At 67.9% G+C, this 13,349-nt stretch carries 13 protein-coding genes; 9 read left to right on the top strand and 4 right to left on the bottom strand.

Features of this window, described 5'->3' with window-relative positions:
• Positions 1 to 215: 215 nt before the first annotated feature.
• Positions 216 to 785 carry a PadR family transcriptional regulator gene (locus AB0G15_RS42700; RefSeq protein ID WP_362851327.1) on the bottom strand — a complete coding sequence of 190 codons (570 nt, stop codon included), beginning with the start codon at positions 783 to 785 and terminating at the stop codon, positions 216 to 218.
• A 94-nt stretch (positions 786 to 879) separates the two neighbouring features.
• Between AB0G15_RS42700 and AB0G15_RS42695 the strand changes: the two genes are divergently transcribed.
• Complete coding sequence (locus AB0G15_RS42695; RefSeq protein WP_362851323.1) at positions 880 to 1,314, top strand: nuclear transport factor 2 family protein; 435 nt, start codon at positions 880 to 882, stop codon at positions 1,312 to 1,314.
• A 118-nt stretch (positions 1,315 to 1,432) separates the two neighbouring features.
• Here AB0G15_RS42695 and AB0G15_RS42690 read toward each other — a convergent pair whose 3' ends face one another.
• Positions 1,433 to 2,077, bottom strand: a complete 645-nt coding sequence (locus AB0G15_RS42690) for a dihydrofolate reductase family protein (protein ID WP_362851321.1) — start codon at positions 2,075 to 2,077, stop codon at positions 1,433 to 1,435.
• Between the two features lie 184 nt (positions 2,078 to 2,261).
• Between AB0G15_RS42690 and AB0G15_RS42685 the strand changes: the two genes are divergently transcribed.
• From AB0G15_RS42685 to AB0G15_RS42675, 3 genes are read left to right on the top strand one after another with little or no spacing between them, the layout of a single operon-like run.
• Positions 2,262 to 2,630: a YciI family protein gene (locus AB0G15_RS42685; protein WP_362692434.1), complete on the top strand. Its 369-nt coding sequence runs from the start codon at positions 2,262 to 2,264 to the stop codon at positions 2,628 to 2,630.
• Between the two features lie 7 nt (positions 2,631 to 2,637).
• Positions 2,638 to 2,763, top strand: coding sequence for a hypothetical protein (locus AB0G15_RS42680; RefSeq protein WP_362851319.1), 126 nt, complete (start codon positions 2,638 to 2,640; stop codon positions 2,761 to 2,763).
• Positions 2,760 to 4,004, top strand: a complete 1,245-nt coding sequence (locus tag AB0G15_RS42675) for a sigma-70 family RNA polymerase sigma factor (protein ID WP_362851317.1) — start codon at positions 2,760 to 2,762, stop codon at positions 4,002 to 4,004. Before AB0G15_RS42680 ends, AB0G15_RS42675 begins: the two co-directional genes overlap by 4 nt.
• A 200-nt stretch (positions 4,005 to 4,204) precedes the next feature.
• On the opposite strand, the gene AB0G15_RS42670 is transcribed toward AB0G15_RS42675, so the two are convergent.
• Positions 4,205 to 5,722 (bottom strand): NB-ARC domain-containing protein, encoded by a 1,518-nt coding sequence (locus tag AB0G15_RS42670; protein WP_362851315.1) that lies wholly within the window; start codon positions 5,720 to 5,722, stop codon positions 4,205 to 4,207.
• Between the two features lie 623 nt (positions 5,723 to 6,345).
• Between AB0G15_RS42670 and AB0G15_RS42665 the strand changes: the two genes are divergently transcribed.
• The 3 genes from AB0G15_RS42665 to AB0G15_RS42655 are packed head-to-tail and all read left to right on the top strand — an operon-like array spanning position 6,346 to position 11,287.
• On the top strand, positions 6,346 to 8,313 hold the full coding sequence (locus AB0G15_RS42665; protein WP_362851313.1) for an FAD/NAD(P)-binding protein: 1,968 nt from the start codon (positions 6,346 to 6,348) through the stop codon (positions 8,311 to 8,313).
• Positions 8,313 to 9,944 (top strand): histidine phosphatase family protein, encoded by a 1,632-nt coding sequence (locus AB0G15_RS42660; RefSeq protein ID WP_362851311.1) that lies wholly within the window; start codon positions 8,313 to 8,315, stop codon positions 9,942 to 9,944. The genes AB0G15_RS42665 and AB0G15_RS42660 overlap by 1 nt, the downstream gene beginning before the upstream one ends.
• Positions 9,945 to 9,958: 14 nt before the next feature.
• Positions 9,959 to 11,287, top strand: a complete 1,329-nt coding sequence (locus tag AB0G15_RS42655) for a cation:proton antiporter (RefSeq protein WP_362851309.1) — start codon at positions 9,959 to 9,961, stop codon at positions 11,285 to 11,287.
• Between the two features lie 152 nt (positions 11,288 to 11,439).
• Here AB0G15_RS42655 and AB0G15_RS42650 read toward each other — a convergent pair whose 3' ends face one another.
• Positions 11,440 to 12,027 (bottom strand): helix-turn-helix domain-containing protein, encoded by a 588-nt coding sequence (locus AB0G15_RS42650; protein WP_362851307.1) that lies wholly within the window; start codon positions 12,025 to 12,027, stop codon positions 11,440 to 11,442.
• A 131-nt stretch (positions 12,028 to 12,158) separates the two neighbouring features.
• Here AB0G15_RS42650 and AB0G15_RS42645 point away from each other — a divergent pair, with 131 nt between their 5' ends.
• Positions 12,159 to 12,305 carry a hypothetical protein gene (locus AB0G15_RS42645; RefSeq protein ID WP_362851305.1) on the top strand — a complete coding sequence of 49 codons (147 nt, stop codon included), beginning with the start codon at positions 12,159 to 12,161 and terminating at the stop codon, positions 12,303 to 12,305.
• Between the two features lie 170 nt (positions 12,306 to 12,475).
• Positions 12,476 to 13,123 (top strand): peroxiredoxin-like family protein, encoded by a 648-nt coding sequence (locus AB0G15_RS42640; RefSeq protein WP_362851303.1) that lies wholly within the window; start codon positions 12,476 to 12,478, stop codon positions 13,121 to 13,123.
• Positions 13,124 to 13,349: the final 226 nt, after the last annotated feature.

Genomic DNA, 13,349 nt, shown 5'->3' with positions numbered 1-13,349 from the left:
TTCGGCTGCGGCGCCCCCCCCCCCCCCGCCGGGGCCGGTGGCCGCGTGACGGCGCGCGCCGTCACGCGGCATCCGGCCCCGGCTGAGATCACCGCGTCCCGTTTCCGCCGCCGCCGGACCCTTCCGTCCGGCCGCCACGCGGGGTGAGGTGGCGCAGGTGCTCACCGCCGGACGTGAGAGATCCGCCTCTCCCGCGGAACGAGGTGGCGCAGTGCTCACCGCCGGGCGTGAGAGATCCGCCTCTCCCGCAGGATCGCCGCGCTCTGGTGGCACCAGTCCCGGTTGCCCCGCTCGAAGGCGAGGCCGCGCAGGCAGGTCAGGTAGGGGCCGACGCGTTCACCGTGGCGCAGGAACTCCTCTTCGCTCCTGTCGCCGCGCATCCGCCGCAGCAGCCCGCCGAACACTTCGATCTTGGCGTCGGCGAAGGCGGCTCGCTCCATGAGCTGGGCGATCACCTCGTCGGTGTCGACGTGGTCGGCGGCCTGGACCTTGACGAGAAGGTCGTCACGGATGAAGGAGGGCTTGCCGGCGGTCGCCGCGAACCGTTCCAGCTCGGCCAGGCCGGTCTCGGTGACCTTGAACAGGCGCTTGTTGGGCCGGGTGTCCTGGACCACCTCCCGGCCGGAGATCAGCCCTTCCCCCTCCAGCCTGGCCAGCTCGGCGTACAGCTGCTGGGGCAGGGCGTGCCAGAAGTTCGCCACACCCAGGTCGAACGCCTTGGCCAGCTGGTATCCGCTGAGCTCCTCGTCCAGCAGTGCCGCCAGCACGGCGTGCCGCAACGCCATCGAGACGCCCCCCGTCCTCCCTCTTTCCCGGTGCGTGCCCGCCATGATAGTCACTTAATTGACTAATCACTTTGTTGACTATTGGAGTGTAGTGATGACCACCGCAGACCGTTTCCGGGCCGCCGTCGAGAGTCACGACCTCACCGCGCTGGACGCCCTGCTCACCGACGACGTCCGCGTGTACAGCCCGGTGAAGTTCACCCCATTCGAGGGCAGGCCCATGGTCGTTGGCCTTCTCGGTGTCCTGCTGCGCACCTTCGAGGACGACTTCCGCTACATCGGGCACTTCGACGGCACCGCGCAGACCAGTGCCGACGGCACCGAGGCCCCGTCGGCCGTCCTGCTGTTCCGGGCCACCGTGCGCGGCAAGCAGATCCACGGCATGGACCTCCTCCAGTTCGACCAGGACGGCCTGATCAAGGAGCTCACGGTGATGGTCCGCCCGCAGTCCGCGGTCCAGGTCCTGGGGGAGGCGGTCCTCGCCGGTCTCGTCGCCGACGGCCTCGTCCCGGCCCCGGCCGCCCACTGAGGCGCCCACCGAGGCGTCCGCGGAACCGGTACGCCGGCCGGCGTACCTGCCCGTGCCGGGGTCGACGGGCAGGTACGCGCTCACCGCGGCAGGCGCGTGCGATCGTGCGGGGCAGTGGTCACCGTCTCCAGAACAGGAGGTGGGTGACTCCGCTGGGGCTCGGTACCGTCTCCAGGTGGAAGCGGTCGAGCAGGTCGGTGGGGCTGTCCCACAGCCGTTCGCCTCGGCCGAGGTCGACGGGCGCGACGGCGATGTGCATCACGTCGACCAGGTCGTCACGGATGAACTCGCGGATGGTGGCGATCCCACCGCCGAGGCGCACGTCCCGGCCGCCGGCGGCCTGCTTGGCACGTGCCAGCGCCTCGGCCGGTGTCGCGTCGAGGAAGTGGAAGGTGGTGTCGGCCAGGGTGAAGGACGGACGTTCGTGGTGGGTGAGCACGAAGACCGGCGTGTGGAACGGCGGGGTGTCTCCCCACCATCCCTGCCACTCGTGGTTCTCCCAGGGGCCGCGCTGGGGGCCGAACTTGTTACGCCCCATGATCTCCGCCCCTATGTTGTCGGTATGGGCGCGGGTCAGGTAGTCGTCCAGGCCGCGGGTGCCGCCGGGGTCGGTACGGTTCACCCAGCTGGCGGTGGCGCCCGCCCAGGACCACAGGGGAGCGGGGTCCGCGTGGCCGAAGGGCCGGTCCAGGCTCTGCCCCTCACCGGTACCGAACCCGTCCTGTGACACGTTGAAGCATTGCACCCTCAACAGCTGCGACATGCGTCCTCCTTTGGGAGCCGACAAGTACCTTCTGATGGAACGCGCAGGTCAGGCGCCCATTCGGGGAGGTAGTCGAAACAGTGGGGAGATTCTTGCGGTCCGGTACCGCAAGAACGCGGCACCGGCGCCGACTCCATGGTGAACGGCGCCTCGGGGGCGCCGCCCGGCCGTCGAAGGAGACGACGTGAAATTCTTGTTGATCATGCACAACAACCCGCGGATCTGGGATGCGCTGACCGAGGGGGAGCGCGACGAGGTGATGAGGGGCCACGGCGCGTTCATGGAGACCGTCAGGAGATCCGGGGAGATGATCGGTACCGTCGCACTGGCCGACCCGTCGCAGAGCGCCGTGGTCAAGGTCCGGGGCGGCGTCCCGGCGGTGACGGACGGGCCCTACCTCGAGGCCAAGGAGTACCTGGGCGGCTACTACCTGGTGGAGTGCGAGAACAGGGAACGTGCCCTGGAGCTGGCCGCGCTCATTCCGGACGCCGGCGTCGAGGGCCTGGGCATCGAGGTGCGGCCGGTGGTCCACGCGGGCACGGCGGACGGCTGAGCCCGCGGTGAAGTTCCTGCTGGATCTCCACCTGGACGCGGCGGACCCGCGGCGGGCGGGATCAGACCGTTTCCACTGTCTCGACTGTTTCGGCCATGAGGACTTCCTGGACGCGGCCGGGATGGAGAGGTGAACGCCTCCGAACGCCTCGGGGACCTGCTGCGCGAACTGGCGCCGCGGGTTCTCGGTGTCCTCCTGCACCGCTACGGCGGGTTCGAGGAGTGCGAGGACGCGGTGCAGGAGGCGTTGCTCGCCGCCGCGACGCAGTGGCCCGCCGAAGGCGTCCCGGAAAGCCCGCGTTCCTGGCTGGTGACCGTGGCCTCCCGCCGGCTGATCGACCAGGTGCGCAGCGAGCAGGCCCGCCGCCGCCGGGAGGCCACCGCGGCGGTGCGGGAGGCGCCGGACGCCGGCCTCGCGCCGGCCCCCGGCGACGAAAGCCCTCGCGACCGCGACGACACCCTCACGCTGCTGTTCTTGTGCTGCCACCCGGCGCTGACGCCCGCCTCCCAGGTGGCGCTCACGCTGCGCGCCGTCGGCGGCCTCACCACCGCCGAGGTGGCACGGGCGTTCCTCATGCCGGAGGCCACCATGGCGCCGAGGATCAGCCGCGCCAAGCAGCGGATCAGGGCCGTCGGCGCCTCGTTCGAGATGCCGGACGCCCGGGAGTGGGCCGGACGGCTGGACGCCGTCCTGCACGTGCTCTACCTGATCTTCAACGAGGGCTACACCGCCGGCTCCGGGCCCGACCTGCACCGCGGCGAGCTCACCGCGGAGGCGATCCGGCTCACCCGGACGGTGCACCGGTCCCTGCAGGACGACGGTGAGGTCGCCGGGCTTCTGTCGCTGATGCTGCTGACCGACGCCCGCCGAGCGGCCCGCACCGGCCCGGACGGCGCCCTCGTGCCGCTGGCCGAGCAGGACCGGAACCGGTGGGACACCGCCATGACCAAGGAGGGCGCCGCGCTGGTCACCGACGCCATGTCCGCCTCGGCCCTCGGTCCCTACCAGCTCCAGGCGGCGATCGCCGCGCTGCACGTCCAGGCGCCGCGAGCCGAGGACACCGACTGGGAGCAGATCCGCATCCTGTACGCGATCCTCACCCGGATCGCGCCGAACCCGATGGCCACGCTCAATCACGCCGTCGCGGTCGCGATGACCCGCGGGCCCCGGGCCGGGCTCGAGCTGCTGGAAAGCCTGGACGGCGACCCCCGGATCACCCGTCACCACCGCCTCCACGCCGTGCGCGCCCACCTGCGGGAACTGGCCGGCGAGCACGCCGCCGCGCGAGAGAGCTACCTGCTGGCGGCCCGGCGTACCACGAGCCTTCCCGAACAGCGCTACCTGCGGGACAGGGCGGGCAGGCTGGACCGGTGACGGCCGGCGTGCGGATGCGTCCGGCGATGCGGTCCGGGCCCGCCACTCACGCGGCGAGCCCGGAACCCGAGGCTTCACCGTCTTTTGGGCGTTCGGCACCTTGCGGAGCGGTTCGGCGAATTCGGCTGGGTGCGTGCTGAGGCCCGTGTGCCCGCTGGGGAAGTGGATGAGGCTCCGTGCCACACTGGGCCCGAGGCCCTCTATCGTATGGACAACGACCCGGCTGTCTTTTCCGGAACCGGGCGGCTCGGGGCAGGCCATGACCGCCACGGACCCCGGCGCGGTTCATGACGGTAAGGGGTGAGCGCCGTGGCCGATCGCTGGGGCTCGAGCGATGGAGGCGGCGAACTCCCCCGCATGTTCCGGTAGTGCGCGAGCACCCGGTTCAGTGCTTGGCGGATATGGCTCGCCGGTTCGTCGATGCACATGCGTTCCTCGGCATAGGCGCGGACCAGGTTGTGGAACCGGTACCGGCCGGGGGCGGCCTCTTCGAGCAGATGAGCCTCATGAAGGGCGGTGAGATGGCGCTGGGTGACGGCGGTGGGCTTGTCGACCAGCGCGGCGGCCGCGTGTACGTCCACATCGTGGAGGGGGTGCAGGGCCAGGAACCGCAGCAGCTGCCGTGCTCCTTCGGTCAGCTTCGCCTCGGAGGTGGCGAAGCTCCTGCGCACTCCGCCCTCCAGCGCCAGGACGGTCAAGGGCTCACCGTAGTAGTCGCTCAGGGGCCAGGCAGGATGATCTCGCATATGGTGGCCGATGATCGACAGTGCCAGTGGCAGATGCCCCAGCCGATCGGTGATCTCCCGGGCGGCGGGGAGATCGTCGTCAACGCGTCCGGTCCCCGCTACCTGACGTAACAAATCCAAGGACTCATCCGGAGCGAGCACCGGTACGAGCAATCGTGCGACGCGGCTCAACCCCGGGAGAGTCCGGCGGCTGGTTATCAGCGTGCGACAGGTGGGAGAGCCGGGCAGCAGAGGAGACAGTTGTTCCACATCTGCAGCGTCATCCAGCACCACCAGCGCTCCGGTGCCGGCGAGAAGCCGGCGGTACAGCGTGATGCGGCCGTCGGCGTTACGCGCGATCCGGTCACCCGAGACACCCAGGAGACGCAGGAACGTCTCCAATACCGCCATCGGGTCGGCAGGCGGACCTTCTGAGGCGGAACCGCGCAGATTCGCGAAGAGGGTCGGACCCGTGATGAGGCCCGCCGCTCGAAACCGGTGACCGAGCCGGACCGCCAGCGCGGTCTTACCCGTACCGGCCATTCCCTCGAGCAGAACCGCCCGGCCGGTGTCCCCGCCGTCCGAGAGGGTCTCGGCCCGAGTCATCAGGTGACTCCGGCCGGTGAAGTGCGTGAATGCCTCGGGAAGCCGGTCGTAGACGCTGACCCGGCCGGCTGCCTCGGCCTCTCCCAGGACGGTTCGCAGTGCTTGGCGCCAGAGGGAGAGCGCCGCCGTGTCGCCGTCGACGAGCGCGTGCACTATCGCCAGCAGGAGGTCGGTGTTGGGGCGGCGGCGCCCTTCCTGGAAACAGTTACCGACCGTGGAACGCGCCGGCCATTCACTCCGTGGACGTCCCGAGTGGTGCCAGAGGTCATGAACACGTCGCGTGATTTCGGTGATCGACGGGTTTCCCGCCCAGGCCTTCAGAAGCCTGAGCTCAGCGATGAATTCATCCATCGTGCGGGCACGGCCCGGATTCAGCACCTGCGGCATGCTACCCCCCGTGAAACACCTTGGCCGAACATCTTGGAATGCTCATTTCAAGTTAGCGGCAGTACGGGTGCAGCTGTCAAGAGATGCCTGTGGGCCGATCGTCGATTCTGCATTGCATCCAGAATCGTCCAGGATCGGTCTCCCGCCCCCGTGTTCCCCCAATGCTGAATCTCGGTCGCGACCACTGCCGCCGAAGGTCCGTCGCCGGCGCCCGATCCGCCCCATGTTCCTCACCCGGACAGGAGCCCCTGCACCCATGCCCGAGTCGGTGTATCACTCCACCCGTTCGAGAGACATCACCAGCCGGTTCCGTGCGCGCTGCCTCGCCAGGGGTCACCTCGAAGAGAGGACTCAGGCACACGACCGTTCACCGGCCGGATCGAGTGCCGCCTGAGGATCTTCCCGGTCGGGACACGGCCGGAACCCGGGGAAACAAACGTTCCTGAAACTCGTCTTCGGGCCGACAAAAACCGGTCGCCGCATCGGCCGCCTCGGGGTGCCTCATCTTCGCCCGTGCTCAATGTCGAGTACGGCGGGGAGGCCCTCTCGTGCTCATTTCGCACCCCTGGCCGCTTCCGTCGCGAGCGACTCCGCCTTCTTCCGCATTCAAAGGAGACAGCATCATGGAAATGCAGCACGCATCACCACCGGGGAAAAAGCGCGTCGTCATCATCGGCGCCGGATTCTCCGGAACCCTTACGGCGATCAGGCTGCTCCAGTTCACCGGTGCTCCGCTGGAGATATTCCTGATCGAGCGCGAGGAGGGGTACCGGTACGGAGGTCTGGCCTTCGGCCGGACCTGCACGAACTGGGAGCACATGCTCAACATCCAGGCCGGTCGCATCACCCTGCGACGCGAACGTCCCGAGGACTTCCTGGAGTGGGTCAACGAAGAGGCCGACCGCTCCACCTGGCCGCAGAAGTGGCGGTACCACGTCTTCGGGATCAGCTGTGTGGTCCCGCGGCTCGTGTTCAGCCAATACCTGGCCGAGCGGTTGCGCCGCGCCGTCGCCGATGCCGCCGCCGACGCCCAGCTGGTCGAACTGACCGGTGAGGCCATCGACGTACGCGCCGAGAACGGCGGTTACGCCGTGAAGTACGCCGACACCGGTCCCCATGGGGACGTCCACGTGCTGAGTTGCGACTACGTGGTGCTGGCCACCGGCCATCTGGCCCCGGTTCAGGCCCCCTTCTACCACCGCGTCAAGAAATCCGATCGCTTCATCGCCGATCCGTACGCCCCCGGAGCGCAGGACCGCTTCCGAACGGTCGGCCCCGACGAGACGGTCCTTGTCGCCGGCTCTGCCCTCTCCGCCTTCGACACGGTCGTCTCCCTCGTCGACGCGGGCCACACCGGGCAGATCGTGATCTGCTCCCGGGGCGGCCACATGCACGGTACCTACCCGGTCGACCACGAACACGACATCTGGCAGGTCCGCCGGCCGCCCTTCCTCGACACCGAGGTGCTCACCCCCGAGGTGGTCGTCGAAGGGGTGAAAGCCGAGTACGCGCACCTGCGCGAGACGCACTGTCCCGACGACGGCAGCGGGCGCGACGCCGTCTTCGCCGAGCGCGTGATGAAAGCCTGGGAGCCGTACGTCGTCGAGCTGGTCTCCCGCATGGATCCGCACGATGTGCGAACGCTGCTCGACACCTACAAGAGTCTGATCGTCACGAACCGCACCAGCACCGTGCGAGAGATCGGTGACATCGTCCGCAACCGGATGCGTTGCTTCAACGGTGCGCCGAAAACCGTGAGCGTCATCTCCACCGGCATCCAGGACATGCGTCCGATCGAAGACGGCGAAAGGATCCGGGTCGTCTTCACCGACCGTCAGGACATGGTCGTGGACCGCGTCGTCAACTGCCTGGGCAACAACACCGACTACGAGCGCGCGGACCATCCCCTGTGGAGTGGCCTCGTGCACGGCCGCAGGTACGCGCAGCCGCAGGCGAACACCCACCGAGGCGTCGAGGTCGGCCACTACGGGCAGCTCGTCGCGCCCGACGGTGAAGTCGCCAGAGGCCTGTTCTGCGTCGGCCCGATGCGGCAGGGGGACGAGACCAGCCGCCGCGGACGTCTCGGCGCGTTCGTCTTCAGCATCGGCACCCTGCGCAATCAGTGCTTCGACACCGCCATGGAGATCCTGCGCCGTGCTGAGGCCGGAAGCGAGGGGGAACACGTGGACATCCCGGAGGGGATTCACCACTGCCTGATCCGCAGCTGCGACTGGATCGTCAGCGATCTGAACCTCCCTTCCGAGAGCCCGGACAAGGACCTGCTACGGGAGCGGCTGCTCGGCTACGCGCGTGGAGGTGCCTACACCAACACGATGAACCACCTGCAGGCGCAGGACCGGACCGAACGGCGCAAGTACCGGGGCATCCTCGAAGAGGACCTGGCGGAATTCGGCGTCGCCACCGCCAAGGATTTCGGCCTCACCGCCGAGCAGGCCCGGCGAACCGTCTCGATGTTGAGGGCCCTGGTGGAGAGGCACGCGGTGCACAACCTGTGCGACATCACCAAGCTGGCCGGCTGGGACGCGCAGTACAGCGGGCAGGTCAGGTACGCGCCGAAGAAGGACGGCTGATGGACGACCAGGCGACCGTTCCCTCTTTCGAACGGCTGTTCATGGTTCGCCATGGCGAGTCGACCTGCAATTCCGTGCACCGTATCGCAGGCCAGCGCGACGCGCCGCTGACGATCCTGGGTCGCGTTCAGGCTCACAAGGTCGCTCACAGCCATCGCGGACAGCGGTTCGACCGCGTTTACGTCTCTCCGCTGTCACGAGCGTACGAGACCGCCGAAATCATCTTCGACGATCGGCGGGGGGCCGCCCCGCCGATCGTCGTGGACGCCCGGCTCATGGAGCGCGACTTCGGCAGCTACACGTTGGAGAGCAAGTCCATCCTCCAGCGCCGTCACGGCATCGCCGAGTACGAGCGCGCCATGAACGCCGACAGCCCCACGATGCACGGAGGGGAGACCTCCGGACAGTTCAAAGCCCGGGTGCGCGACTTCTACGAGCAGGAGCTACTGCCGGCGCTGCGCCGCGGTGAAACGGTCTGTGTGGTCTCGCACAAGTACGTGGTCGAACTGATCTGCCGGTTCATCCTCGATCGGCCGGCGGAGGAGTCCTACGACCTGCGTCTGCCGAACTCCCAGATGCTGCAGGGCGACCGCATCCGCGGCTATGTCGAACATGAGAACAAGACGATGAACATGGTCTACGACTGGATCGTCGTCAACCATCCCCTCGTCTTCTGTCTCGGCCTTGCCGCCGGTCTGCTCGGGAATCTGGCGGGACTGCGCGCGCATACCTCGCCGTACCTTCTGCTCTTGCTGCTGGTGGTGGCCAGTGTCGTCACCATGTGCCGCATCGAGCTGGAAAACGCCCGGGTGTTCGTGACCGATCGGGGCATATTGCGCTCTGTCGCGATTCGCTACCTGGTGGTGCCCATCGCTTTCGCGATCCTGGCGTACTGGTGGAACGCGGGTACGGGGAGCACCACGATGTTCGCCGCGATCTTTCTGGCGACACCCAGCTCCGTGGTCGCCATGACGGTCAGCCGCTGCCTCGGTGGAATGATAATGCCGACGTTCGCGCAGGTGTTGCTCTCGTCCGCGGCGGCCGGGATCTCCTTCTCCGCCGTCCTGGCGCTGACCCTGAAGGACGGTGTGGCATCCGCTGTCGCCGTCAGCGTCGCCACCTCGACAGGCGTGGTCTCCGCAGCCTACGTACTGGTCAGGTGGCTGCGGCGGCGATCACCGATTCGTACGGCCACGTTCGGTGAGCGCAACGGCTATGTGGCGGTACTGCTGCTCACCGCGTTCATCGTGCTCGTCTGCCTGAAGCTGGATCTGACCGGATTCACCACCTACGGGCCGATGGCCCTCGGGATCGCCATCGGGCTCCGTCTCGTAGCGGCGCTGCTGAAGCGCCGGCGTCATGTCCAGACTCTGGACGACTACACCGCCATGACCTACCCGAACGTGTTCGTGGTGGTCATCATCGCCGCACTGACCGGCGACACCCCGTTGGAGCAGGTGGCGATCTGGACCCTCCTGCCGATGTTCGTCCTGTCTTTCTTCGACAGCTGGTACGCCAAGTTCCTCGTCGTGGCCCGGGACGACACGCGCTGGCCCGCCGTGCTCGGCATTCCCGCCGGCGATCCGGCGCCCGGCCGCCCCCTGCCCTCCGTCTCCGCACCTCCCGGATGATCACAGGAGTCACCGTGCAACACGCGACTTACCTGGCACTGTCCACCGACAAGAATCTCGAACTCGCCTTGCGGGTTCTGCCCGCGGTCATAGTCATTCTGGCCGCCTCCGCCCTCTGCGGCCGGTTGGCCCTCCTGGCGAGGCAGCCCAGGGTACTGGGGGAGATGGTCGCCGGTGTCCTGCTCGGACCCACCTTCTTCGGCGTCCTCTTCCCGGAGGCCCAAAGGGCGATCTTCACTCCCGAGGTGAAGCCCATCCTGTACGTCCTGAGCACCATAGGCCTCACCATCTTCATGTTCCTCGTGGGAGCAGGCCTCGATCACAGTTCGGGCGACGGCAGGAAGGACGGTCGCAACGCCGCGGTCCTGGCCGTCTCCGGTATCCTTCCGTCGCTGTTGCTCGGCATGGGGGCGGGCTACCTGCTCTACGACCGGCTCTCGCGTCCGGATGTCAGCGTCTTCGAATTCGCCTTCTTCATCGGTGGCGCCCTGTCGATCACGGCCTTCCCCATGCTTGCCCGGATCCTGTACGAACGACAGCTGGAGAACTCACGGCTCGGCCGGCTGACCCTGTTCGGCGCCTCCATCGACGATGCCGCAGCGTGGTGCTTCCTCGCTGTCCTGTCGGCCATGCACAGCGGCGGTGGTGCCGTGCACGTACTGCGCACCATCGGGCTCACCGCGGTGTTCGCCGTCTTCATGCTCGCCGTTGTGGCCCGGCTGCTGCGGCCGTTGGGAGCGCGGGTCGAGCGCACCGGCAGGTTCGGCTTCGACCAGATGTACCTGATTGTCGGCATCGTCCTGCTGGCCGGTCTGTTCACCGACTACATCGGTATCTACTCGGTCTTCGGTGGCTTCATCGCCGGACTCGCCATGCCCCGCAACCCCGCGTTCCGCGCGGCCCTGCACAGCCGGATGATGGACATGGTCTGCGTTCTCCTGCTGCCGGTCTTCTTCGCCTTCTCCGGACTCAACACCCAGCTCAACGGTCTCGCCGGATGGGCCATGATCCTGCCTTTCCTGCTGATCCTGGCCGCGGGGTTCGTCGGCAAGTACTTCGGCTGCGCCGCCGCGATGCGCGCCGTCGGGTTCTCCTGGCGCGAGTCGTGGGCCGTCGGCGGTCTGATGAACGCCCGAGGCCTGATGATCCTGATCTTCATCAACATCGGCCTGGCCCAGGGCATGATCACCCAGGATGTCTTCTCCATGCTGGTACTCGTCGCCGTGCTCACTACGGCCGCAGCCGTGCCTTTGTACCGATGGGCGCTGCCCAAGCGGTATGAGGAGCGGTTGACGCCCGGCACGGCGCTCGCACCTCCCGCCGCGGAGCCGGTGCGCGTGTGACCCGCCGGGTCCGGTCCATCCGCCCCGCAGGCGGCCGGACCGGACCCGGCCATGGCGTGCGGGGCGGACGGCGCGCGCCGCCCATGCTTTCAACGCGGTGCCGCGCTCGGCCCGGTCAACGGCGGGCAGAAGAGGGGCGGTACGGCCACCGCTCACATCGCTATCGAGTTGAGGGCCGTGGCCACCGTCCTGTGCAGGGCCCGGGCATCGGCTCCGGCACGGGAGCGCAGGTTGACCCCGTAGGCGAGCAGGGCCAGGAGATCGGCGGCGGAATCGGGATCGGTGCCGGGGGTGAGTTGCCGGTGCGCGTCGGCCCTGACCAGTGCGGCGTGCATCGCGTCTCGCAGCCGCTGGTGGTGCTGCTCAAGAACGGTGCGGATCTCGGGATCCGTGTTCTCGGTGCCCGCGTGCGCGTTGGAGACCATGCAGCCCCATTGGGCGTACTTCCCGGAACAGCGGGCCTCGATCAGCTCGGCGAAGAACTCCGTGATGGCGGGCATGCCTCGCTCATCCTCGATCAACCGGCGAAACACCGGCTGGGATCGGTTCTCCAGGTAACGGCGCAGGACCGTCAGATAGAGCTCCCGCTTGCTGCCGAAGGTGGCGTACAGACTGGAGCGGTTGACACCGGTCGCGGTCACCACGTCCTGGATCCCGGTCGAGGCCATACCTTGCCGCCAGAACAGCTGCACGGCCCTGTCGAGGGCCGCGTCCGGATCGAAGTGCTTGATGTCCGGCATGTTTCACCCCACCAACTTGAAATAGCAGTTCCAAGATAGCTCCGCGCATCCACCGAGGCAAAGAGCCGAGGGGACATCCAGGATCGTCCACGGTCGCCCACCGGGCTCGAAGGCCGCGTCATGCTGTGCCTATGAATCGCATTCCGACACTGTGGAACACGGCCTACGGGTCGCGGGAGACCCCGGTCAGGCGCTTCCTCGCTCTGTGCGCCCTTCGTACCACCACCTTCGTCCGGGCTCTCGCCCTGGCGGATCACCCCTCGTTCGTGAGCATCTGACCGCGACATCGCGACCGGATCGCTGGCGTGAGGCCACCCGTGCCGCTATCTTGAAACGGTCATTCCAAGACGGCGATGCCACGCCCCGCACGCCTTCCACGGGATCGCGTCCGGCTCTCGTGCCGACGTCGGCGGAAACCCGTTCCTTTGACCAGGAGGAAACGATCTCAATGAGCCTCAACGCCGAACTGCGGGCCTTCTTCCAGGCCCGGCAGCAGCAGATCCCCGCCCATGTGCGAGAAGTCATGAAACAGGCCGGTGAAGAACTCGCCGAGTCCGGTCAGGCCGGCCGTGCGCTGAACGTGGGTGCGCAGGCTCCCCGCTTCCGCCTGCCCACCGCGACCGGGAGGCCACTGGCCCTGGAAAGCCTGCTGGCCGAGGGGCCTGTCGTTCTCACCTTCTACCGCGGCGCCTGGTGCCCGTACTGCAACATCGCCCTGCGCGCCCTGCAGCGGCACCATCACGACATCACTTCCCGCGGCGCGCGCCTGGTGGCCGTGTCCCCTCAGATCCCTGACGAGTCCCTGTCCCTCAGCGAGAAACACGAACTTGCCTTTGAAGTTCTCAGCGATGTCGGCTCCGACACCGCCAAGCAGTACGGTCTCGCCTTCGACCTGACCGACGACTTGGCCGCCATCTACGAATCGCTGGGATTCGACCTGCAGAGGGTCAACGGCGGACGCCCTCATACCCTGCCCATCCCCGCCACCTACGTCATCGACCGGCAGGGCGTGATCCGGTGGGCCTTCATCGACACCGACTACACCGCCCGCGCGGAGCCGGCCGACATTCTCGCCGCCCTCGATGCCCTTCGCTGACCGCGGAGCCTTCGGGCGGAGCAGCGATCGAGGTCCGGGGACCTCGGCGGGTGGAGGTGCGGAACTCCGCGTGAGTCGGTCACGGTGTCTGTTGAGTGAACAGGACCCGACCACGGAGCCCTCCGCCCGGTTTCGTCAAGGAGCGGACCAACCAGACGGCGCCGCTCACGCTGACCGATGGACGAGACCCGGAATTTCGCGATTTCTCCGCTGGTTATGACCCAGC

It is taken from the genome of Streptosporangium sp. NPDC023825, assembly GCF_040639575.1.
Taxonomy (GTDB): Bacteria; Actinomycetota; Actinomycetes; order Streptosporangiales; family Streptosporangiaceae; genus Streptosporangium.
Note: the sequence above shows the minus strand (reverse complement) of the source record. Positions and strands in the feature narration are given on the sequence as shown.